Raw genomic sequence first — 22,175 nt, forward strand, 5'->3', positions numbered from 1 at the left:
AGCGGCCGAACCGGGTGGTGGGAGCGGCGACGAAGGGGTGCGTGGGTGGTGGTCCCCGGCGTGCGAGGAGGTCAGGGGAGGAAGGGGGTGATGGTGGTTAGGAAGTCGTCCAGGCGTTCGGCGTGGACCCAGTGGCCGGCTTCGGGGATTTCGGCGTACTGGACGTGGGGGAAGTAGGCGGCGATGGTCGAGCGGTGGTCTTGCTGGACGTAGTCGGACTTGCCGCCATAGACGAACAGAGTCGGGCCGTCGTACGAGCCGGTGATGTCGCCGGGCCAGCCGGAGATTTCGGGGAGGGCCGCTTCGATGACGGCGAGGTTCGGGCGCCAGCGGGCGCCTTCGTTGTCGAGGATCAGGTTCTGCAGGAGGAAGGCGCGGGTGCCGGGCGAGTCGACGGCGTCGACCAGTTGGGCTTCCACGTCGGAGCGGCGCTGGACCTGCGACAGGTCGGCTGTACGCATCGCCTTGGCGTACTCGACGAAAGCCGGCGGGTAGCTCACGGGCGCCGCGTCGACGACGATCAGGCGGTCCACCACCTCGGGGTAGCGCAGCGCGGTGACCATCGCGGTCTTGCCGCCCATCGAGTGGCCGATCAACGTGACCGGGCCGACGCCGAGATCAGCGATCGTCTCCTGTACGTCGGCTGCCATCTCCGGATAGCTCATCGTGTCGACGTGCGGAGAAGTCCCGTGGTTGCGCAGGTCGAACGCGTACACCCGATGCGCGGAAGCCAGCCGCCGAGCAGCCGTCATCCAGTTCCGGCCGGAGCCGAACAGTCCGTGCATCACCACGACCGGCGAACCACTCTCGCCGTACGCCGTCACCGGGAGTTTCATCGACACCTTCCTCGAAGAATCAGAGCCATTCGCACCGTAAGAATCAGAGCGGGTTCACATCACAAGAATCAGAGCGGTTCGCATCGCGAAATCAGAGCTGTCGCATCGAAAGTTCCGAGCGATCCGAGGGAACCACCTCAAGTCGCCCCATCGGCTGCCAGTCGCGCCATCGACCACTACCGGTGGCGTTGCCAGCAGGCGGTGTGCCAGTGGCGGCGCTCGTCCAGGGACTGGCCGCCGCCGATCGCCGCTAGCAGACTCGGGTTCTCCGGCCAGACCACCACGTGCGGGGTCGCGGGCAAGATCTGCTGGTCGCAACCGGGACACCGGTACGCCTTGGTGGACGCCGATCCGGTCACTTGCCGAACCATCCAGTCGCCGTCGGGGCGGGACTCCCGGAGCTGGGTACCACCCATCAACGGCCGGTCGCTGACCGGTCGCGTGTGTTTCGAGGGTCTTCTCTTCCGGGGCGACACACCAGCGAGCTTATCCGTCGGTGCCACACCTCCGGGCCCACCCCAGCCGGCCCGTCACCGATCCGGGCGAGGAACTTGTCGGCCACCGGGAACGGCTCCAGCCGGGTCCGGTAGCCGAACAGGTCGACCTGGTCGGCGAGGTAGTTCGCCGCTCACTGGCCGTGCCACTGTCCGGGGTCGCCTCCCTAAGCGGAGCGCCGAAGGGGCATCGCTCAGATACCCCGCGCGGCGTACTCGGAGCGGAGTTCGCTGCCGACCTCGTGCATGTGACCGAGACCCATCCGGTACGACTCGATCACGCCCGTGCTCACGTACGGCATCCCGATGCGCTCGCAGTACGACTCGACGATCGGTTGGGCGAAGCGCAGATTGGCGCGCGGCATGCTCGGGAACAGGTGGTGCTCGATCTGGTAGTTCAGCCCGCCCATCATCCAGTCGACGACCAGGCCGCCGCGCACGTTGCGGGACGTCAGCACCTGCTTCTCCAGGTGACCCCAGTCCGAGTCGGCGTCGGGCATCTCCATGCCCTTGTGGTTCGGCGCGAAGACGCTGCCCAGGTGCAGCCCGAACAGCGCGTGGTGCAACGCGGCGAAGGCGATCGCCTTGCCCGGCGACATGATCAGGAACAGCGCGCTGAAATAGATCACCAGGTGCGCCACGATCAGGCCGAACTCGATCCGCGCCTGCCGGCAGCTCCGCTTGCCGAGCAGGAAGGTCACGCTCGACACCTTCAGGTTCAGGCCTTCGAGGGTGAGCAGCGGGAAGAAGATCCGGGCCTGGTTACGCGTGAGCCAGCCGTGCAGACCGGTCCGGCCCTCGGCCTGCTCGAGCGTCCAGACCAGCACGCCCTCGCCGACGTCCGGGTCCTTGTCGGTGTGGTTCGGATTGGCGTGATGCCGGTTGTGCTTGTCGTTCCACCAGCCGTAGCTCATCCCGCAGAGGAAGTCGCCGTGCAGCATGCCGAGCCAGTCGTGCCACTGACGGGACTTGCTGATCTGCTGGTGTCCGGCGTCGTGACCGAAGAAGGCAGCCCTGGTGGTGAAGATCGCCAGCGGTACGGCGAGCAGCAGTTGCAGCCACGAGTTGCCGAGCAGGATGATCCCGGCCCAGGTCGCGGCCAGCAGGACGACGTTCAGGGAGATGGCGATCACGTACGACGCGGTACGCCGCTCGAGCAGCCCGGCTTCCTTGACCTCCCGCAGCAACGGGGAGAAATCGCTTCCCCTGGCACCGGCACGCGGACCGGTTTTTGGGCGGACGGTAGCAATGTCGGGCTGTGCCATCTAGGGCCTCATCTCAGAGCGGTGGGTAGGCCTAGGCGAACAGCCTCGGCCAGCGTAATGCATCCAGCCTCGACGCGACGCGACACGAAAACAGCGGTCCTAGCACCCGAAGGCGGTGGGTGGAGGGCCCCCGGGAGACAGTGGACTTAGCACCACTGAGTACGAGCTGACGCTCCGTCATGATGGTGGGGCCGGGCCGGAACGACCGCAGGTCCCAGGAAGTCAGCAGCGCACGGGAGAGAGAAGCAATGACGATCATCCAAGCGACGAGCAACGCGCCGATGCGGTTTCCGCGCCTGGCGCAGCCGTTCATCGCGCTGTTCCTGGCCGTCCTGGCCGAGGTCGGCATCGCCTTCTTCGTCCTCAACGTGGTGGCCGTGCCGCTGATCGCCGTCTGGGTCGGCATCCCCCTGCTGCTCGCGTTCGTGCCCTGCACCCGCTGGTTCGCGAACTGCCACCGGACGATGTTCGCCGGCATCACCGGCGAGCAGATCCCCCGGCCGTACAAGAAGCCGCCGCTGCCCGGCATCCTGATGTGGCTCCGCACCACGCTGACCGACCCGGCCACCTGGCGTGACGTCGCCTGGCTGCTGGTCAACGCCGTGGTCGGCTTCACGCTGACGCTGCTGTCCGCGGTGCTGTTCCTCGCCACCGCCTTCTACCTGGTCTACCCGCTGCTGGTCGGTGTGACGCCGGCCGGTGTGTTCGACCGGCCGTTCGGAGGCTTGGTCACGCTCAACTTCTGGGAGAGCTTCGCGATGACGCCGCTCGGGCTGCTCGCCTTCCTGATCTGGTATTCCGTCGGCGAGCGGCTGCTCAAGGCGGACGCTTACCTGGGCCGGTCGCTGCTCGGGCCGACCGAGAGCGCCAAGCTGGCGATCCGGGTCCGCGAACTGGCCGACTCCCGCGCCGAGACCGTCGACACCCAGGCCGCCGAGCTGCGCCGGATCGAACGCGACCTGCACGACGGGGCCCAGGCCAGACTGGCCGCCCTGAGCATGAACCTGGGCATGGCCGAGGAGATGGTCAGCCGTGACCCGGCGCAGGCCGCCGCGCTGCTGACCGAGGCTCGCGAGTCGGCGAGTACGGCGCTGTCGGAGCTGCGCGACCTCGTCCGCGGCATCCACCCGCCGGTACTGGCGGACCGGGGGCTGGAGGGTGCAGTGAAGGCGCTCGCGCTGAGCTGCCCGTTCAAGGTCGACGTCACCATCGAACTGCCGGGGCGCCCGCCGGCGCCGGTGGAGTCCGCGGCGTACTTCGCGGTCGCCGAGGCGCTCGCCAACATCGTCAAGCACTCGGCCGCGACGACTGCCTGGATCCAGATCACGCACGAGCGGGAGCGGCTGCACATCCTCGTCGGCGACGACGGTGTGGGCGGCGCCACGGTACGACCCGGCGGCGGTTTGTACGGGATCGAGCGACGGCTGAACGCCTTCGACGGTACGTTGACCGTGGCCAGCCCGACCGGCGGGCCGACCACCGTGATCATGGAGTTGCCTTGCGAGTCGTCATCGCTGAAGATCACGCCCTCCTCCGGGACGGCCTGATCCGCCTGCTGGAAGCCCACGACTTCGAGGTCGTGGAAGCCGTCGACAACGGCCCCCGGCTGGTCCCGGCGCTCGTCGAGCACCGGCCGGATGTGGCCGTTGTCGACGTCCGGCTGCCACCGACCTTCACCGACGAGGGCCTGAAGTCCGCGATCGAGGCCCGCCGCCAGGTGCCCGGGCTGCCGATCCTCGTCCTCTCGCAGTACGTCGAACAGCTCTACGCCCGCGAGCTCCTCACCGGAGGCGGCGGCGCCGTCGGCTACCTGCTCAAGGACCGCGTCTCAAACGTGGCCGACTTCCTGGACTCCGTACGCCGGGTGGCCGGCGGCGGCACCGCGATGGACCCCGACGTGATCGGCCAGCTCCTCGCCCGCAACACCCGCGACGAGCCCATCAGCCGCCTCACCCCGCGCGAGTCCGAAGTACTGGGCCTGATGGCCGAAGGCCGCTCCAACGCCGCCATCGCCGCCGCCCTCTTCGTCACCGAGAAGGCAGTCTCCAAACACACCAACAACATCTTCGCCAAGCTGGACCTGCCGCCCTCGGAGGACGACAACCGCCGAGTGATGGCCGTCCTTACCTACCTGTCGTCGCGCTGACCGGACTCAGCTCGGGTTTTCGCAGTGGGTGTTGAAGGCTTTGGTGGTGCCGGGCTTCTTGTCGTTGGTGGGGTGTTGCTCGAAGGCGATGGCCTTCCAGGGTCCGGTCTTGTTGCTGACGGTCCAGACGCGGACTACCGGGGAGCGGCCGTCCGGGTTTCTGGGCGCCTCCGGGTAGGCGCTGTGGATGTCGACGCACATCAGGACCTGGACCTTGCCGGCTGACCCGATGGCCGGGGAGACGAGGTAGTGCAGCGGGCCTGCCAATGCCGGCGACTTCTTGGAGTTGCTCCATTTGGCAACCGTGCCCGCGTCCAGGACGCCGGGGGCGGTCAGGGCGGCCAGGGCGCTGTCGAGCTTGGCGCGGTTCGTCCACGGCGCCTGGGTCGAGCTTCGGCCGAGCAAGGTGAGGGCTTCAGCCCTGCGGGCGACGGTGACGGCCGGGTCATCGGCAGCTTCCGGATCCTCCAGGTTCCAGACGAGCTGGGCATCCGAGGTCCCGTTCAGCGGTACGACGGTCCCGGCCGGTTCCACCTTGCCGGTCGAGTGCGCCGGCGTCGTCGCAGTACCAGATGGAGCGGTCGTCGCGGAGGCGCCGGTGGATGGAGCCGTCGCGGAAGCACCAGGGGACGGAGCGGTCGCGGAAGGCGTGCCGACCGAGGCTGTGCCGGAGGGTGCGGAGGATGGACCCGGCGACGAGCCGTCCTTGTCCTTCGAACACGCACTGACCGCGAGCACCAGTACGACGGCCGTGGCCAATCCCCGAGTCAGCAGCATTCGCCGATCCTAGACCTCGGCGGTCGAAGCGTCCCGAGCGACAGGTAATAGTGCCCGTACTGCGGCCGCCCGCCGCTTCCGTGAGCGTGGCGACCGGCTTGATGGGCGACCATTACCTGTCGCTCGGGACAGCCTGTGGATGAACCTCAGCGCAGAGGTGGCATCAACCGGCAAGCTCGGCCGGTGGAATCCGTAGAGCCGGTTGAAACCGTGCCCCAGGTCCTGGCGAGACTGCGTGGGCGGGCCACCTTTGCCGAGCTGAGCCAAGTCACCTCGAAGCGAGAGCTGATGGCAGCGGTGGGCTCCGGCGAGGTCGTGCGGCTGGCGCGAGGGGTCTACACGCTCCCCGGCCCGTCGACCGATCAGCGCGTCGCCATCGCCTACGACGGGGTCGTCTCGCACCAGAGTGCGGCGATCGCATGGCACCTGCCTCTGCTTGCGCCACCCGAGAAGCCGCACATCACCCTGCCGCCGAAGCGTCGCCTTCGATCAGGACCAGAGGCGGTGCTGCATTGGGCGCCGATCGCCGCAACGGATAGGCCCCGTCGACTGACCTCGCTCCTTCGAACGGTGCTGGACTGCGCTCGGACTCTGCCCTTCGGTCAGGCGCTTGCGGTCGCCGATGCTGCTCTGGCCGGCCAACTCACCCGTCCGCTACTGATCTCGGCGACCACCGCGATGCGGGGACCAGGCTCGAAGAAGGCGCGTCAGGTGGCGGCGGTTGCCACCGGCGCATCGGGAAGCTTTCTCGAGTCGATGCTCCGCGCGCTCGTCGTACAGGCTGGCATAGAGGGGTTCGAACCGCAGGTGGTGGTCAGGAGGGGGCTCTTTCGCGCTCGGGTCGATCTCGGTCATCGGCAGGCCAAGATCGCGGTGGAGGCCGAGGGGTATGAGTTTCACGGGTCGAGCGGGGACTTCGCTGCCGACTGCCGCCGGTACGACGAACTGGTCGCGGCTGGGTGGCTTGTGCTGCGGTTCACCTACCAGCAAGTGGTGTTCGAGCCGGAGTGGGTGATTGCCACCATCCGAGAAGCGCTGAAGCAGCGGGGCGTCCCGAGCGACAGGTAATAGTGCCTGTACTGCGGCCGTCCGCCGCTTCGGTGAGCGTGGCGACCGGCTGGACCGGCGACTATTACCTGTCGCTCGGGACGCTACAACCGAATTCGGCGCAGGAACTCCTGCGTTCGGGGTTCGGCCGGATGCTCCAGGACCTGAGCCGGCGGGCCGGTTTCCAAGGGGCGGCCTTTGTCCAGGAAGCAGACCTGGTCGGCTACCTCACGGGCGAAGGTCATCTCATGGGTGCAGACGAGCATCGTCATGCCGTCGTTCTTGAGCTCACGCAGCAGGTCCAGGACCTCGCCGATCAACTCGGGGTCCAGTGCCGAGGTGACCTCGTCCAGGAGCATGAGTTTGGGCGAGTTGACCAAAGCTCGGGCGATGGCGGCGCGTTGTTGCTGGCCGCCTGAGAGTTCATCTGGTTTCGCCGAAGCCTTTGCTGCCAGCCCTACTCGGTCGAGCATTTCCAGGCCGCGCGTCCGGGCAGCATCACGAGGTACGCCGTGGACGCGGATCGGGGCGAGCGTGACGTTGTCGAGGACCGAGAGATGCGGGAACAGGTTGTAGGCCTGGAAGACGATGCCGATTCCGGACCGGACCCGGTCGGCGTCGACGCGCGGGTCGGTGATGTCGCGACCATCCAGCTCGATCACGCCATCGTCGACGGTCTCCAGCAGGTTGACGCAGCGGAGCAGGGTCGACTTGCCGGAGCCGGAAGCACCGATCAGTACGACGCACTCCCCCGCCTCGACCTCGAGGCTGAACCGATCGAGCACCACATTCGTCCCGAAGGTCTTCCGCACGTCGCGGATGGACAGCAAACTCACACCACACCTCCCCCGCCGCCGTACCAACCTTGCCTGCGGGCGACCCAGTCCGTCAGCCGCGTCAGCGGGATGGTCAGAGCGACGAAGAGCAGCCCCGCCACGACGTACGGGGTGAAGTTGAAGTCCTCAGCGGTCTCCAGTTGCGCCGCTCGGATCGCGTCGATGACTCCGAGCACGGCGATCAGACCAGAGTCCTTCTGCAGCGACACGAAGTCGTTGAGCAACGGTGGCATCACTCGTCGGACGGCTTGAGGCAGTACGACGAAGCGCAGCGTCTGCCGGTACGACAACCCGAGCGACCGAGCCGCAGCCCGCTGAGATGGGTGGATCGACTCGATGCCGGCGCGGAACACCTCCGCGACATACGACGAGTAGGTGAGCACCAGCGCGGCGCCACCCCAGATCACCGCCTGATTCGGCAACCCACGCAACTGCAACGCCGGTACGCCGAAGCCCAGCAAGAAGATCACCAACAGCAACGGCAGCCCGCGGAACACGTCGGTGTACGCCGCGGCGAACACCCTCAGCGGGAAGAAGATCGGCCCACGCAACGTGCGCATGATCGCCAGCGTCAGCCCGAAGATGACGATCAGCACTGCGCAGATCAGCATCACCCGGACATTCAGCCAGAGCCCTTGCGCGACGACCGGCAACGCCTCCCAGCCGCGATGGAAGTTGAAGAACGTCTCCCGCACCCGCGGCCATCCCGGCGTCGACCCGACCCCGATCACCACCAGGGCAAGCAGCACCAGCGAGCTGATCCCGGCGATCGCCGTGGACCGCCGGGCCCGCCCCCGCCGGTACGCCGTCCGCTCCAACTGCAGCGCGGACGGCTGCCATTCGCCTGTTGCCTCGCTCACGACAGCTCCGGCGCGCCTTCCGAGGTCAGGAACTGATCCTGCAACTGAGTCAGGGTGCCGTCACTGCGCAGCGCGTCGACGGCCTTCGACACGCACGCGGTCAGCTGCGAGCCCTTCTCCAGCACGAACCCGAACTGCTCGGCCTGGCCACCACCCGGAAGCTGACCGACGATCTTGCCGTTGTCGAGCTGCGCCGCCGTCATGTAGAAGCCGGTCGGCAGATCCACCACGATCCCGTCGAGCTGCTTGTTCTTCAGCGCTTGCACGGCCAGGTCGTTGCTGTCGTACACACCGGGCTTCTGCTTCGGCTTGATGACGTCCCGCAGCGCGGTGTAGCTCGTCGTACCGACCTGGGCTCCGAGCTTGGCGTCGGCGAGATCCGCGATGGACTTGGCATTCGCGATCTTGCTGCCGTCCGTGGTGATCACCGTCTGCCGGACGTCGTAGTACCCGGTCGAGAAGTCGACGGCCTTGCGCCGGTCCTCCGAGATCGACACCTGGTTCACGTCGAGGTCGAACTTCTTCGGCCCGGGTGCGAAGGCGGCGTTGAACTGCACGGTCTGCCACTTCACCTCGGCGGTCTCGAACCCGAGCTTCTTCGCGACGGCATACGTCACGGCCGACTCGTAGCCCTTGCCGTTCGCCGGGTCGTTCGCAGAGAACCACGGCTCGTACGCCGGCTTGTCCGTCGCGACACTGAAAGTCCCTGGGGCCTTGAGCGCCAGCTTGTCCTTGCTGCAGGCATCGGCCGCGGGCGGAGTCGTGGCGCCGCTGGTCGCTTTGTCCTCCGGAGCACAGGCAGCGAGTCCGACAACAGCAAGCACCGCGAGCACGGCCAGGCCAGAACGTGGAGTCATGGCAGCAGCGTAAAGCCACCGGCCGACAATCCCCACGCAGGTACCAACATTCGGCTGCCCTGCTTACGTCCGAAGAAGTGAAGTACACGTCCCTCCGCTTCTTCGGACGTAAGGCAGATCGCGGGTCAGCGGTGGCGGTAGGTGGTTGGGGGCAGGCCGGTGTGGTGACGGAAGCGGGTGGAGAAGTAGAGCGGGTTGGTGAAGCCGACCTCGGTGGCGATCGTGGCGATCGGGCGGGTGGTGAGTTCGAGGAGGCGGCAGGCGGCGTCGAGGCGGCGGCGTTCGACGAAGCGCTGCGGGGTGACGCCGAGTTGCTCCCGGAAAAGGTGGGCGAACCGGGAGACCGACAGGTTCGCGGCTCGGGCCAGGACGGCGACGTCGAGTTCGGCGCGGAGATCGCGGTCGACGAGCTCGATGGCGCGGAGCAGGCGGTCGTCGATCTGGGCGGCGGACGGGTTCTGGGTGTCGCACCAGAGCAGGGCAGCTTCGAGGGCGTTGAGACTCAACAAATCGCCCTGCGGCAGAACGCTGCCCTGGAAGCGGACGCAGGCCTGCAGGCTTTCGGTGATCCGCTCGAAGGCCTGGTCACCTGACCGGAGCTGATGGATGCCCGGGGCAACTTCCGGCCAGTCGAGCAACGGTAGCCAGTCCGGCTTGGGGTGGAAGTGCACGAACAAGAAGTGCCAGTGCCGCAGCTCCGGCTCCACGCCGTAGTCGTGCAGGGTCCCGGGCCGTACCAACGTGGTGAGGCCCTCGTCGGCCAGCACCTCTCGTGAAGCCTCGCGTACGCCGTACCGCCCGCGGCCGCCGAGGGTGTGCGTGAGCAGGAAGTCGGTGGTGCCATTCGACCGGTACGTCGCATATCCGGCGTGCTCGTCGAACTCGCCGGCCAGCAACCGGCGTACCGTCGGTGTGAAGGACTCAGCAGGATCTCGAAGGTTCACAGCTCGATAGGCTATCTACTCCAGAGCCTGAAGTCTCCAGACTGGAGGCATGACAAGCACTGTCGAAGAGGTGTACGAGCGGGACGGCATCGTCCAGGTCCCTGGTGTCCTCGGCCCGGCCGAGATCGAGCAACTCAAGGCTGCCTACATGGACCAGGTCGAGAAGGACCACTCACTGGCGATCGATGACGGCGTCCCGGCCGACGATCCGCTGGCCCGGTATCCGCGCTTCGTCCACCCGCACCGGCGGACCGGGGCCGAAGCCGGCCGGCTCGCGCTGGAGCTGATGCTGGACAGCCGGATCCTCAATGTCGTCAACGCCCTGATCGGTCCGGCGCTCGGAGCCCAGTCGATGTTCTACTTCAAGCCGCCGGGCGCCCGCGGGCAGGCGATGCATCAGGACAACACGTTCCTCCGGGCGCATCCGGAGACCTGCCTGGCCGCCTGGATCGCGGTCGACGACGTCGACGCGGAAAACGGCGGGCTGGCCGTCGTACCGGGATCGCACCGGGTCGAACTGGTCTGCCCGGAGGAAGCCGATCTGACCGAGTCCTTCACCAACGTCGAAGTACCGATTCCCGATGGTCTCAGCAAGGTGCAGACCCGGATGAAGGCGGGCGATGTGCTCTTCTTCCACGGCAGTGTCGTGCACGGGTCGCGCCCGAACACGAGCATCGACCGCTTCCGCCGCTCGCTGATCTTCCACTACATCCCCGAGGAAAGCACCGAGATCGCCTCGTTCTACAACCCGCTGGTCCGCCCCGACCGGCGCCCGCTCACCATCGCGGAAGCCATCGGCGGCGGCCCCTGCGGCGACTACGCCAACGCGGAGCCGTGAGGCCGGGCAGCCAGCGCGCCGATGATCGAGAGAACCGCCAGAGCTGCAATCGACATCAGCAGTGCGGAGACAGATCGCGGCGGATCGAACGGCACGCCGTCGGCCCGGCTCTCCACGGCGGCTGCGGCGAGACAGGCAGCCAGGGTGACCGCCAGCAAACCGCTGCCCAGGCTGAGGAATCGCCCCAGGACGGCCGCCGGTGAGAGGTTGAACCTCGCGCCGGTGAAGCGGAGTCCCCGCGAAGGCTGAGCCGCGCGGTGCCCGAACTCGGCGAACACGTGGCCGGGGAGCTGGATCCGCTCGATCGTCGACAGCCCGCGCACCAGGGACTCCGGGGTCAACTCCGCCGCGTCGTACAGCACCAGCGCGTCCTCGGCGATGGCCAGGCCGATCGGGCGAGCGTCGAGGAGGGCCTGCATCGCGCGCGGGTGCAGCACCGACATCACATACCGCGGGTCCTCGCCGATCACGTCGAAGGACCGATTGAACTCACCGCTCTCCAGCGTCAGATCTGACCTGGTCAGACCACTCCCCGGCCGCACCTCCATCGGCGGCAACGCTGCCTGCAGACGAGTTGCGACGAACACCGACAACCGCCGACGGCGGCACAGCAACCCATGCCACTCCAGCCACCTGACCTCGAACGCGGTACCAGCAGGAGCCTGTACGACGTTGCGCGCGACCCAGGTCCTTCCGACTGGCAACGGCAGCACGGGCAACGCCAGTTCGACCTCCTTCGAGACTCGCCAGCCTCGACTGTGGGCAACGTCCCGCAATGCCCAACTGGTTGCTCTAGGCCACGAGTAGACGAGAAGGAGCACGGCCAGCCCGGTGAGCGCGAGCACCGGAACGGCCGCGATCAGCAGCACCGGGCCCACGTCGTACAGGCTCCACAACAGCCGCACCAGAAGGGCGCCGACAGCAACGACCGCGACCCAGCGAGCTACCCGGCTTGCTCCTGGCGACACCACGAGCAGCACGGACGCCGTCGGCAGGGCGAGCAGCACCACCAACACCATCGTGGCAGTCCACCCGGGCCAGTCGGCACCGACCAGCCCTGGCATCAGGATCAGCCCGATGGCCACCCAGACCAGGATCAGCTGGTAAGCCACCGACAACAGCGACTGCTTGAGCGGTACTCCGTACCGTACGTAAGCCACGCCGTGGAGTCTCCCACGGCTCAGACGAAGGCCGTGACCCCCTGGTACTCCGCCACCTGGGCCGCGCCGGCGGCTTCGTAGTGGAGCAGCAACAAGCCACTCGGCGTCGCTTCGTGGTCGACGAGCCGAAGGCCGACTGGTCCGCTCGGGTGGTCGACCAGCCGTCGCCCGGACCCGATCACGGTCGGAGCAACCACGAGCCGGACCAGGTCGACTAGGCCGGCACCGAGCAGGGCACCGCCGAGTCGCGCGCTGCCGTGGATCTGGAGTTCCCGGCCCGGCTGCGCCTTGAGTTCCGCGACGGTTTTGATCGGATCGCCCTGGAGCACCGTGGTCGGTCGCCAACTCCCCTCGGTGAGAGTGTTGGTCACCACGTACTTCGGCAGCGAGTTCATCCGCTCGGTGAAGGGGTCGTCGGGGTCGGTGATCTGGGGCCAGTCCCGGGCGAACGCCTGGTAGGTCCGCCGCCCGAGCAGCAGGCCGTCGGCGAGATCCAGCCATTCGGAAGTACGCCGTACGAAGGTCTCGTCCAGGTACGGCACCAGCCAGCCGCCTCGGGTGAAACCGTCGCTGGTGTCCTCCGTCGACGAGCCGGGACCTTGGCTGACCCCGTCGAGGGTGACGAACTCGGTGAGGACGATTTTCATCGCGCGGCCTCGCTCTCGGCGACGGCGGCGAGCTGCCCGGCCACCGAAACCCACCCGTCGGCGAAACCGAGCTCCTGGTGGCGGGCCCGAGTGGCCGGATCGCCGTGCCGGACGACGACCTTGTACTCCGTACCGTCCGGATGATCGGCCAGCGTGATCTCCGCCGTCATCAGGATCGGCGAGTCACCCACCGGACGCCAGGAACTGTCGATCGCGTTCGTGTAGACGAGCCGCTCGAGCTCGTCGACGACGAGGAAGGTCGCGTCGAGATGCGGGACGAACTCCGCCCCGTCATCACTCATCCTGGTCACCAGCGCGCCGCCGGGCCGGACGTCCAGACGGTCGACCCGGCAGACGGTCGGAGCCGGAACCCACCACCGCTCGAACAGGGGCCGGTACGGTCCAGGCGCTCCACACCACGGCGCGCGGGGCACGGATCACCCGTTCAAGGGTCAGGTCGAGCTCGGGATTCATCGCTGCTCCTCCATCAGGTCGGTGACGAGACCTTCGAGCCGATCAGTTCGCTCCGACCAGATCGTGCGTTGCTCCGCGAGCCAGTCGTCGACCAGAGCAAGGCGGTCCCGATCGAGGACACAGGTGCGCACCCGGCCGGTCTTGACGGTCCGGATCAGACCGTTCGACTCCAGCGTCCGGACATGCTTCATGAAGGAGGGAAGGGTCATCGGGAACTCGCCGGCGAGATCGCCGACACTCGTCGGCCCACGGCCGAGCCGCCGGATCACGCCGCGCCGGGTCGGATCGGCCAGCGCGACGAACACGCCGTCCAGCTCCGTCGAATACTGTGCCATGAGGCTAAGTATTACCGGATACTAAGCTCAAAAGCAAAGTGTTGCTGTCGAGAGAGTTCAGCTCGTGTAGTCGCGGAAACCGCGGCCGGTCTTGCGGCCGAGGTAGCCGGCGGTGACCAGGTGCTCCAGGAGTGGGGCGGGTGCGAAGCCGGGCTCGCGGAACTCCAGGTACAGGGTGCGCTGGATCGCGAGCGAGACGTCCAGGCCGACCACGTCGAGGAGTTCGAACGGGCCCATCGGCAGGCGGCAGCCGAGCTTCATCGCGGCGTCGATGTCGTCGACTCCCGCGTAGTGCGCCTCGAGCATCCGGACCGCGTCGTTCAGGTACGGGAAGAGCAGTCCGTTCACGATGAAGCCGGCCCGGTCCCCGCACCGCACCGGATGCTTGCCAGCGGCAACAGCTACGGCGGCGACCGCGTCCGCGACCTCCGGCGAGGTGCTGACGGTGCTGACCACCTCGACCAGCTTCATCACCGGAGCCGGGTTGAAGAAATGCAGCCCGACCACGTCCGCGGGCCGCTTCGTCGCCATCGCCAGGTCGATCACCGGCAGGCTGGACGTGGTGGTCGCCAGGATCGCGCCCTGCTTGCAGATCTCGTCGAACGTCTCGAACAGCGCCTGCTTCACGCTGAGTTCCTCGACGACGGCCTCGATCACGAGGTCCGCCGAGGCCAGGTCGTCGAGCTTGGCGCTGCCGACGATCCGGCGGAGCGCCGCGTCCCGGTCCTCCGACGACAGCTTGCCGCGCTGCACGCCCTTCTCCAGCGAGCGCTCCAGCGCCGCCCGGACCCGGTCGACCTTCTCGGTCCCGCGCGCGACGTACAGAACGTCGTACCCCGCCTTGGCGCAGACCTCGATGATGCCGACGGCCATCGTGCCCGAGCCGACCACGCCGACCTGCTGCACCCGGCGTACGGGCGCGGTGTCCTCGGAGCGGGTCGGGGTCAGGTCGTCGTCGACCACGACCGGCGAGTCCGGCGACTCGTAGGTGTAGAAGCCGCGGCCGGTCTTGCGGCCGAGCAGGCCCGCGGTCACCATCTGCTTGAGGATCGGAGCCGGCGCGTGCAGCCGGTTGCGACCCTGCTTGTACATCGTGTCGAGGATCTCGTACGCCGTGTCGAGGCCGATCAGGTCGAGCAGGGCCAGCGGCCCCATCGGGTAGCCGCAGCCGAGCCGCATCGCGGCATCGACGTCCTCGCGGGTCGCGTAGCGCGACTCGACCATCGAGACGGCGTGGTTCAGGTAGCCGAACAGCAGCGCGTTCGCGATGAAACCGGCCCGGTCGGCCGCGACCACCGGGACCTTGTCCAGCCGGCGGGCGAGCTCGGAGACGTCGTCGACCACGTCGGGCTCGGTGACGACTGTCTTGATCACCTCGACGAACTCCTGCACCGGCGCCGGATTGAAGAAGTGCATCCCGACCACGCGGCGCGGGCGCTGGGTGGCCACGGAGATCTCGGTAACCGACAGCGAGGAGGTGTTGGTGGCGAGGATCGCGTCCTCGCGGACCACCTTGTCGAGCGCGGAGAAGATCTCGCGCTTCAGGTCGAGCCGCTCGATGACCGCCTCGATCACCAGGTCGCAGTCGGCCAGTGCCTCCAGCTCGGTGGCGAAGGTGACCCGGTCGAAGAGGGCCTGCTGGTCCTCGACGGACAGCTTGCCGCGCTTCACCGCCCGGTCGGTCGAGTGCTGGATGTGCCCGCGCCCACGCTCGACCGCCTGCTCGTCGCGTTCGACACCGACCACGCTCAGCCCGTGCCGGGCGAACACCTCCGCGATACCGGCACCCATCGTGCCGAGACCGACCACTCCCACCGTCTTCAGTTCGCGAGCCATGGCTCGAAGTGTGCCAGTCACCACACTGGTCCGCACATGAGCTGCATCACGACAGAGGTCAACCTCACACCAAACCCGGACCCATTCGCATGCAACTCAGCCCACCCCGGGGCCCAACCCACTCGCATGCGGGTTAGACCACTCGTGTGGGGGTTGCCCCACTTGCATACCAGTGGGGTAACCGTCATTGGAGGGGGGAACCACCCGGTCTGCAGCGCGGTTTGGGGTGAGGGCAACGCCGCGAATCCGCTCGATCGCGGCGAAGCCTTCCTGCGACCGCAGTAGGACGCCTGCCCGGATCCAGCTGCCTACGAATGCTTGGCCAGGACGTGGAACCAGGTGTTGCCGAAGCGGGTTCGGCCGCGGTCGAAGTGGATGACGGTCCAGCCGGTCTCGGTGAGGAGGTCGCGTAGCGGTTGTTCCTGCCAGCTGTTGAAGCGTCTGGGCAGGTCGAGGAAGCGGTTGGACCATTCACCGCCTTCGCCCTCGCGGGTGGTGAAGGCCAGATTGGTGGCCGCGCGATGAGCTTTTCGCAGTACGGTCGTCAGCTCGGCGTGGTCGAAGTGGAGAAAGACGGCGTCCGCGAAGACCAGGTCGTACGGTCCGCCGAGTTCGTCGGTGATCGCGTTCAAGTGGTCGGCCGCAAAGCCTTCGGCGCGCATCATCTCGACGAAGGACACCGCCGCGTCAGTACGCCGTACTCGATAGCCGCGCTCCTCCAGCGCCACCGCGTCCTCACCCGTCCCGCTGCCGATCTCCAGCACGCTCGCGCCAGGCTGCAACGCCTCGCCGATCGCGTCGAGCCACCAGTCCGCCGATTCGCTCGATCCGTGCGAGAGCGAGTCGCGGAACTTGTCCGCCGCCTGCTCGTACGCCGCCAGCGTGAGCTCGTTGTCGGTCGGCACCCGGGTCCAGCCGTCACCGGTGTGCTCCACCAGCGCGGGCAACCGCAGCCCGAGATCCAGGCCGAGCACGATCACGGTCTCGCCCCGGTGGAGGTCCGCGATCGCCTGCAACTCCTCGTCGGGGCGCTCCACCAGCTCCGGTACGACGGTCAGCCGCACGCCGAGCTGATCGGCCAACCGAGTCCCGGCCGCCACTTCGAACGTCCCGGCGTACACCTGTGCGATCCGCTCTCCCACCGCTGGCTCCAGCACGTCGCCAGGCAGCAACAGGATGCGCGCGGGGCACATCAAATTCATTCGGTGACGAACCTCAGGGCGAGCTCCGCGTACTTCGGCCAGCTGGCGCTGTGCTCGAGCGGAACCACCACCCACTCCTTCATCGGCCGGCCCATCCCCGGGTCGAAGTGCTCGGCGCCGGCGAGCGCGAGGGCCTCCTCCCGCGGTTCCGGCGGCAATTTGAAGGTCATCGCGTCGCCGAACAGCCCACCGAGCATCTTCTTCTCGATCTTCAGGCAGGGCATGCCGAACATGCTGCCCTCGACCACTCCGGCGTCGGCCAGGCCTTTGGCCACCTCGTCGTACGCGAGTCGTGCCCGCAGGCTGATCTTCGGCTTCATCTGGTCAGCTTCTCACCGCCACACCGCCGGGCGCCATGAAGAAGAGATCTCCGGTGCACTACGGTGCTTTCTCGTGCGCCTGGTGATTGCTCGTTGCTCCGTGGACTACTCCGGCCGGCTGACCGCCCATCTTCCGATGGCGCCCCGGCTGCTGATGGTGAAGGCGGACGGATCCGTCCTGATCCACGCCGACGGCGGTTCGTACAAGCCGCTGAACTGGATGTCTCCCCCGTGCAAGCTGACGGAGGAGGACGGCGTCTGGAGCGTGACGAACAAGGCCGGCGAGGAGCTGCGGATCACCTTCGAGGAGGTGCTCAGCGATTCGTCGTACGAGCTGGGCCTGGACCCCGGGCTGATCAAGGACGGCGTCGAGGCGCACCTGCAGGAACTGCTGGCCGAGCACGTCACCACCTTCGGCGACGGATTCACGCTGGTACGGCGTGAGTACCCGACCGCGATCGGACCGGTCGACCTGCTCTGCCGCGACGCGGACGGCAAGCACGTCGCGGTCGAGATCAAGCGCCGCGGCGAGATCGACGGCGTCGAACAGCTCACCCGGTACATCGAACTGCTGAACCGCGACCCGCTGCTCGCCCCGGTCCGCGGCATCTTCGCGGCCCAGCTGATCAAGCCGCAGGCCCAGTTCCTGGCCACCGACCGCGGCCTGGAATGCGTCACCGTCGACTACGACGCCCTCCGCGGGATGGAATCGGACGTCCTGCGGCTCTTCTGACCCGCGATTGTCGTCGCGGCAGTAAACCTTGCCCGATTTCGGGCAGATTCTTGGCTTTGAACCCTGAATGACCGCAAAGTAGACCGGGTGATGACCGAGGTAGGCGTCCCGAGTGACGAGCTGGTCGAGCAGGTCAGCCGGACCACCGGACTGACTCCGGACGACGCCCGCCGCGTCGTCGCCGATGTACTGGCCTACTTCACCGAGACGACCGAGGAGTACGTCCGGCGCCGGCACCGCGAGTTGCAGACGTACGGCGCCCGCAACGACGAGATCTTCGCCCGCCTCGGCGTCGAGCTCCGGCACTGGCCGGTCCGCTCCCCCGAACTCTCCGCCCGCCAGCTGCGACGCATCGTCTACGGCTGATCTCCGGGCCTGCTCAAACCTTCTGCTGAAAGGACCACCACCCATGTGCGGAATCGTCGGGTATGTCGGCACCAAGCCGGCCGCGCCCATCCTGGTCGACGGACTGGCCAGGCTGGAGTACCGCGGCTACGACTCGGCCGGCATCGCGGTGGTCGGCTCCAGCGAGCTGCGGGTACACAAGGACGCCGGCCGGGTCCGTGAGCTGGAGGCGTCGCTGCCGAAGCGGTTCGGCGGCAAGCTCGGCATCGGCCACACCCGCTGGGCCACCCACGGCGGTCCGAGCAAGGACAACGCCCACCCGCACGCCAGTGGCAACGAGCGGATCGCGGTCGTCCACAACGGCATCTTCGACAACGCCGGCGTACTGCGGGCGCAGCTCGAAGAAGCCGGCGTCAAGCTGCGCTCGGAGACCGACACCGAGGTGCTCGCGCATCTGATCGAGCAGGCCGAGGGCGACACGCTCGAGGAGAAGGTGATGGCCGCCCTGCGCCGGATCGAGGGCACCTACGGCATCGCCGTGGTCGACCTGGACTTCCCGGACCGGATCGTCGTCGCCCGCAACGGCAGCCCGCTGATCCTCGGCGTCGGCGACGGTGAGATGCACGTCGCGTCCGACGCGGCCGCGCTGATCCGCTACACCCGCCAGGTCGTCTACTTGGACGACGGCGAGATGGCCACGGTTCGCGCCGACGGCTACCGCACCTTCACCCAGGACGCCCGGGCCACCACCAAGACCGAGAAGACGGTCGAGTGGACCGCCGACGAGTACGAGCGCGGCGCGCACGAGCACTTCATGGTCAAGGAGATCCACGAGCAGCCCGAGGCGGTCCAGCGCGCGACCCGCGGCCGGCTCGACGAGCGCTTCCACACCGTCCACCTCGGCGGTCTGAACATGGACGCGCGGGAGGCCCGGGAGATCAAGCGGGTCAAGATCCTCGGCTGCGGTTCGGCGTACTACGCGGGCCAGCTCGGCGCGCAGTTCATCGAGGAAGTGGCCCGGATCCCCGCCGACGCCGAGCCGGCGTCCGAGTTCCGGTACCGCAACCCGGTCGTCGAGCGCGACACCTTGTACGTCGCGGTCAGCCAGTCGGGCGAGACCCTGGACACGCTGGTGGCTGTCCAGGAGCTCAAGCGCAAGGGCGGCCGGGTGATCGGGCTCGTCAACGCGGTCGGCTCCAGCATCGCCCGTGAGGTGGACGGCGGTGTCTACCTGCACGCCGGCCCCGAGGTCTCGGTCGCGTCGACCAAGGCGCTCACCAACATGGCCGTCGCGTTCGCGATGCTCGGCATCCACCTCGGCCGGATCCGCGACGTCTCCCCCGCCGACGGACGGCGGCTGATCGAGGGCCTGAAGAAGCTGCCCGCGCAGATCCAGGAGATCGTCGACACCGAGCAGGAGCTGGCCGAGATAGCGGGCCGGCTCGCGAAGCACGAGAGCATCTTCTTCGTCGGGCGGACGCGTGGTTACCCGGTCGCTCGCGAGGGTGCGCAGAAGCTGAAGGAGATCTCGTACCGCCACGCCGAGGCGTACCAGACCTCCGAGCTGAAGCACGGCCCGCTCGCGCTCATCTCCCCCGACGTACCGACGGTCGCGATCGTCCCCCAGGACGAACTGCTCGACCGCAACATCGGCGCCCTGCACGAGATCGCGGCCCGCTCCGGCCCTCTGTACGTCGTGACGCACGAGTCGGTCGACGTACCGGCCGGCGCAGCCGCCGTCATCCGCGTCCCGAAGAACGAGCCCGAACTCGACCCGATCCTCCTCACCATCCCCCTCCAGCTCCTGGCGTACCACGCGTCCGTCGCCCTGGGCCACGACGTAGACAAGCCCCGCAACCTGGCCAAGTCCGTCACGGTCGAGTAACTCGGTACTTCGCTCTAGGCTGTGCGGATGGACGAGCATGAGCTGAACAAAGCGGTCTGGGCGGCCGGTGAATGGGAGCCGATCGCGGCACTCATCGCCGGTGCCGGGCCGAGGCTGCTGGACGACGTACCGGTGGGTCCCGGCCTCGAAGTACTGGACGTCGCCACCGGGTCGGGCAGTTCGATCGCGATCCCGGCGGCGCAACGCGGGGCGACGGTGGTCGGCTGCGATCTGACGCCGGGCAATCTCGTCGCGGCCCAGCGGGGAGCCGAGGCGGCGGACGTCGGGGTCGAGTGGGTGGAGGCGAACGCGCAGGATCTGCCGTTCGACGACGATCGCTTCGACCGGGTGTTCTCCACCTTCGGCCACATGTTCGCCCCCGATCAGGTGAAGGCCGGGGCCGAGCTGATCCGGGTCTGCAAACCGGGCGGCACGATCGCCATCGCCGCCTGGACGCCGGACGGCGCGGCCGGCGGGCTGCTCGAGGTGATCGGTCGGTACCTGCCAGTCCGGCCGGGTAGTCCCTCGGCGGACCGGTGGGGTGATCCGGACGAGGTACGCCGGCTGCTGCCCGGAATCGAGCTCCGCTTCCACACCGATGCCGTAGTCATCGAGTTCCCGACCGTCGAGGAGTACGCCGAGTTCTACGCCGAGAAGTTCGGCCCGATGGTGGTCGCCCGGCGGGCCGTCGGCGACCGCTGGCAGGCCTTGTACGACGACGTGCTGGAGTTCTACCGGCAGACCAACACCGCCACCGACGGCACCTCGCGAGCCTCGATCGAGTACCTCGTGACCATCGGCACCAAGTCTTAGGGCGTGTCTCCAAACCCCGTGCAGTCGCGGAGGTGCCGTGCCGAGTGCCGCGCAGCACGCACAGGGTTTGCAGACACGCCCTAGTCCTGCCTAGCTGATTTCGGGACCGGTACTGCGCTGTCCGCCCGACGACAACGCCGCTCTGGCAGCGCTCTCGGTGCCAGCCGGCCTGGCGGCAGCGCCACCGGCCCTTGCCACTCCATCGAGGGCGAGCCGCCCCGCGGTAACAGCCTCCCGCGCGCGCTCTGCGCCCAGACCCTTGTAGGGGTGCAGGCCGAAGTCGTTGACCAGCCTGCGGCAGACCTCGACCCCGCGCACCGAATTGCCGGCCTCGTCCAGCCGCGGCGAGAACGTCACCACAGCGAGCCGCTTCTCCGGCACCACCATCATCACGTTGCCCGAGACACCGCTCTTGGCCGGCAGCCCGACCAGGCCGGAGAACTTGCCCGAGTCGTTGTACATCCCGCTGTGCCCCATCACGGACAACACCCGGCCGGCCGTCTCCTGAGAGAACACCCGCTCCCCCGTGTACGGCGCGACGCCGCCGTTCGCCAGGGTGGCACCAGCCGCCGCGAGCCGCCGTGCGTCCACCTCGAGCGAACACACCGCGAAGTAGAACTCGGCCGTCTTCTGCGGGGCGTCCCGATCCCTCGGGTCCACCTTGAGCATGTCCTTGGCCGCCATCAGGTTGGCCAGTCCCCGGTTCCCGTGCCCGGTGTCCCGTTCGGCCAGGAAGGTCCGGTGATCGAACCCCGGCTGGCTGCCCATCATCTTGGCCCAGGTCTGCTCGACCTTGGCGAACCGCTCGGACACGTCGGACTCCGGCTCGACCAGCGCGAGCGTGGCCATCGCCCCGGCGTTGATCATCGGGTTCTGCGGCTTGCCGGCCGCGTCCAGGGACAGCCTGGGATCGTTGAAGGTCCCGCCGCTCTGCTCCTGACCGACCCATCGGTGGACGTCCTCCGCGCCGGACTGCTCCAGCGCCATGGCGTAGCTGAACGGCTTCGAGGTCGACTGCACGCTGAACCCGAGCTCGGCGTCGCCGACCTGGTACACCTGACCGTCCGCCGTACAGATCGCGATTCCGAACCGGTCCGGGTCGGCGTTGCGAAGGGTCGGGATGTACTGTGCCACCTCGCCGGACCGCTCGTCCTGGAGATCGGCGTAGATCTGCTCGATGCCCCGGCTGAGCTCAGCGAACTCCGCTGCGGGCACCGCGAGCTCGCCCTGCAGCGCCCGGTAGATCACCGGCTCGCGGGCGACCATCCGGAATTGCTCGAGATCCAGCCATTCGGGTTGTCCGGGCTGGAAGGGAGTGCCGTTGCTGAGCGTCCAGTTCAGCGCGCGCTCGATCCGTGGATCGTCACCGCGCAGCCCGGACTGTTGCAGCTCCTCCTGGAGCTTCCATTTCCAAACCATGTTCGCCCGGTCGGTGTCGAGCGAACGGAACACGCTCTCGAGGTCGAGTTGAGCCATGCCTGGAGCTCTCCGATCGGTTCGGGTTCCTGCCACCGACCGGCAGCCG

The 22,175-nt window shown here is 67.9% G+C and carries 24 protein-coding genes; 8 read left to right on the forward strand and 16 right to left on the reverse strand.

What is annotated here, in order from left to right:
• Positions 1-71: 71 nt before the first annotated feature.
• The 3 genes from F1D05_RS07305 to F1D05_RS07315 all read right to left on the reverse strand — a co-directional run bounded on the left by F1D05_RS07305 (position 72) and on the right by F1D05_RS07315 (position 2,595).
• Complete coding sequence (locus F1D05_RS07305; RefSeq protein WP_185446573.1) at positions 72-836, reverse strand: alpha/beta fold hydrolase; 765 nt, start codon at positions 834-836, stop codon at positions 72-74.
• A 176-nt stretch (positions 837-1,012) separates the two neighbouring features.
• Positions 1,013-1,195: a hypothetical protein gene (locus F1D05_RS39875; RefSeq protein ID WP_246486496.1), complete on the reverse strand. Its 183-nt coding sequence runs from the start codon at positions 1,193-1,195 to the stop codon at positions 1,013-1,015.
• 329 nt (positions 1,196-1,524) lie between these two features.
• Entirely contained in the window at positions 1,525-2,595 is a 1,071-nt protein-coding gene (locus F1D05_RS07315) for a fatty acid desaturase family protein (RefSeq protein ID WP_185446575.1), read from the reverse strand.
• A 248-nt stretch (positions 2,596-2,843) separates the two neighbouring features.
• On the opposite strand from F1D05_RS07315, the gene F1D05_RS07320 reads away from it, so the two are divergent.
• Together F1D05_RS07320 and F1D05_RS07325 are read left to right on the forward strand one after the other, a co-directional pair.
• Positions 2,844-4,142 (forward strand): sensor histidine kinase, encoded by a 1,299-nt coding sequence (locus F1D05_RS07320; RefSeq protein WP_185446576.1) that lies wholly within the window; start codon positions 2,844-2,846, stop codon positions 4,140-4,142.
• Positions 4,094-4,741: a response regulator gene (locus F1D05_RS07325; RefSeq protein WP_185446577.1), complete on the forward strand. Its 648-nt coding sequence runs from the start codon at positions 4,094-4,096 to the stop codon at positions 4,739-4,741. The genes F1D05_RS07320 and F1D05_RS07325 overlap by 49 nt, the downstream gene beginning before the upstream one ends.
• Before the next feature lie 6 nt (positions 4,742-4,747).
• Here the strand turns inward: F1D05_RS07325 and F1D05_RS07330 are convergent, their stop codons facing one another.
• On the reverse strand, positions 4,748-5,518 hold the full coding sequence (locus F1D05_RS07330) for a hypothetical protein (protein ID WP_185446578.1): 771 nt from the start codon (positions 5,516-5,518) through the stop codon (positions 4,748-4,750).
• Positions 5,519-5,701: 183 nt separating this feature from the next.
• Here F1D05_RS07330 and F1D05_RS07335 point away from each other — a divergent pair, with 183 nt between their 5' ends.
• Positions 5,702-6,586: a DUF559 domain-containing protein gene (locus F1D05_RS07335; RefSeq protein WP_246486497.1), complete on the forward strand. Its 885-nt coding sequence runs from the start codon at positions 5,702-5,704 to the stop codon at positions 6,584-6,586.
• Positions 6,587-6,669: 83 nt separating this feature from the next.
• Here the strand turns inward: F1D05_RS07335 and F1D05_RS07340 are convergent, their stop codons facing one another.
• From F1D05_RS07340 to F1D05_RS07355, 4 genes are all read right to left on the reverse strand, one after another.
• Positions 6,670-7,401: an amino acid ABC transporter ATP-binding protein gene (locus F1D05_RS07340; protein WP_185446579.1), complete on the reverse strand. Its 732-nt coding sequence runs from the start codon at positions 7,399-7,401 to the stop codon at positions 6,670-6,672.
• Positions 7,398-8,261 (reverse strand): amino acid ABC transporter permease, encoded by an 864-nt coding sequence (locus F1D05_RS07345; RefSeq protein ID WP_185446580.1) that lies wholly within the window; start codon positions 8,259-8,261, stop codon positions 7,398-7,400. The genes F1D05_RS07340 and F1D05_RS07345 overlap by 4 nt, the downstream gene beginning before the upstream one ends.
• Entirely contained in the window at positions 8,258-9,118 is an 861-nt protein-coding gene (locus tag F1D05_RS07350) for an ABC transporter substrate-binding protein (protein ID WP_185446581.1), read from the reverse strand. Before F1D05_RS07350 ends, F1D05_RS07345 begins: the two co-directional genes overlap by 4 nt.
• Before the next feature lie 125 nt (positions 9,119-9,243).
• Positions 9,244-10,062 (reverse strand): helix-turn-helix domain-containing protein, encoded by an 819-nt coding sequence (locus tag F1D05_RS07355; RefSeq protein WP_185446582.1) that lies wholly within the window; start codon positions 10,060-10,062, stop codon positions 9,244-9,246.
• Positions 10,063-10,111: 49 nt separating this feature from the next.
• Between F1D05_RS07355 and F1D05_RS07360 the strand changes: the two genes are divergently transcribed.
• Positions 10,112-10,900, forward strand: coding sequence for a phytanoyl-CoA dioxygenase family protein (locus tag F1D05_RS07360; protein ID WP_185446583.1), 789 nt, complete (start codon positions 10,112-10,114; stop codon positions 10,898-10,900).
• Here F1D05_RS07360 and F1D05_RS07365 read toward each other — a convergent pair.
• The 7 genes from F1D05_RS07365 to F1D05_RS07395 form a co-directional block, all read right to left on the reverse strand.
• The gene (locus tag F1D05_RS07365; protein WP_185446584.1) at positions 10,879-12,060 is read right to left on the reverse strand and encodes a hypothetical protein; all 1,182 of its coding nucleotides are present in this window, start codon (positions 12,058-12,060) and stop codon (positions 10,879-10,881) included. The two genes, F1D05_RS07360 and F1D05_RS07365, sit on opposite strands and share 22 nt — an antisense overlap.
• 20 nt (positions 12,061-12,080) lie before the next feature.
• Entirely contained in the window at positions 12,081-12,707 is a 627-nt protein-coding gene (locus F1D05_RS07370; RefSeq protein ID WP_185446585.1) for a dihydrofolate reductase family protein, read from the reverse strand.
• Positions 12,704-13,141, reverse strand: coding sequence for an SRPBCC domain-containing protein (locus F1D05_RS07375; RefSeq protein ID WP_219732996.1), 438 nt, complete (start codon positions 13,139-13,141; stop codon positions 12,704-12,706). The genes F1D05_RS07370 and F1D05_RS07375 overlap by 4 nt, the downstream gene beginning before the upstream one ends.
• A 36-nt stretch (positions 13,142-13,177) precedes the next feature.
• The gene (locus tag F1D05_RS07380; protein ID WP_185446586.1) at positions 13,178-13,516 is read right to left on the reverse strand and encodes an ArsR/SmtB family transcription factor; all 339 of its coding nucleotides are present in this window, start codon (positions 13,514-13,516) and stop codon (positions 13,178-13,180) included.
• A 57-nt stretch (positions 13,517-13,573) separates the two neighbouring features.
• The gene (locus F1D05_RS07385) at positions 13,574-15,352 is read right to left on the reverse strand and encodes a 3-hydroxyacyl-CoA dehydrogenase family protein (protein ID WP_185446587.1); all 1,779 of its coding nucleotides are present in this window, start codon (positions 15,350-15,352) and stop codon (positions 13,574-13,576) included.
• Positions 15,353-15,660: 308 nt separating this feature from the next.
• Entirely contained in the window at positions 15,661-16,554 is an 894-nt protein-coding gene (locus tag F1D05_RS07390; RefSeq protein WP_185446588.1) for a class I SAM-dependent methyltransferase, read from the reverse strand.
• Positions 16,551-16,874 carry a hypothetical protein gene (locus F1D05_RS07395; RefSeq protein WP_185446589.1) on the reverse strand — a complete coding sequence of 108 codons (324 nt, stop codon included), beginning with the start codon at positions 16,872-16,874 and terminating at the stop codon, positions 16,551-16,553. The genes F1D05_RS07390 and F1D05_RS07395 overlap by 4 nt, the downstream gene beginning before the upstream one ends.
• Before the next feature lie 73 nt (positions 16,875-16,947).
• On the opposite strand from F1D05_RS07395, the gene nucS reads away from it, so the two are divergent.
• The 4 genes from nucS to F1D05_RS07415 all read left to right on the forward strand — a co-directional run bounded on the left by nucS (position 16,948) and on the right by F1D05_RS07415 (position 20,650).
• Positions 16,948-17,607: an endonuclease NucS gene (nucS, locus tag F1D05_RS07400; RefSeq protein ID WP_185446590.1), complete on the forward strand. Its 660-nt coding sequence runs from the start codon at positions 16,948-16,950 to the stop codon at positions 17,605-17,607.
• Between the two features lie 90 nt (positions 17,608-17,697).
• Complete coding sequence (locus tag F1D05_RS07405; RefSeq protein WP_185446591.1) at positions 17,698-17,973, forward strand: hypothetical protein; 276 nt, start codon at positions 17,698-17,700, stop codon at positions 17,971-17,973.
• Positions 17,974-18,016: 43 nt separating this feature from the next.
• A complete protein-coding gene (glmS, locus tag F1D05_RS07410) occupies positions 18,017-19,837 on the forward strand; it encodes a glutamine--fructose-6-phosphate transaminase (isomerizing) (protein WP_185446592.1) in 1,821 nt (606 codons plus the stop codon).
• 27 nt (positions 19,838-19,864) lie between these two features.
• Positions 19,865-20,650, forward strand: coding sequence for a class I SAM-dependent methyltransferase (locus F1D05_RS07415; protein WP_185446593.1), 786 nt, complete (start codon positions 19,865-19,867; stop codon positions 20,648-20,650).
• A gap of 90 nt (positions 20,651-20,740) precedes the next feature.
• Here F1D05_RS07415 and glsA read toward each other — a convergent pair whose 3' ends face one another.
• Positions 20,741-22,126, reverse strand: a complete 1,386-nt coding sequence (gene glsA / locus F1D05_RS07420) for a glutaminase A (RefSeq protein ID WP_185446594.1) — start codon at positions 22,124-22,126, stop codon at positions 20,741-20,743.
• Positions 22,127-22,175: the final 49 nt, after the last annotated feature.

It is taken from the genome of Kribbella qitaiheensis (assembly GCF_014217565.1).
In the GTDB taxonomy this organism is placed as follows: Bacteria; Actinomycetota; Actinomycetes; order Propionibacteriales; family Kribbellaceae; genus Kribbella; species Kribbella qitaiheensis_A.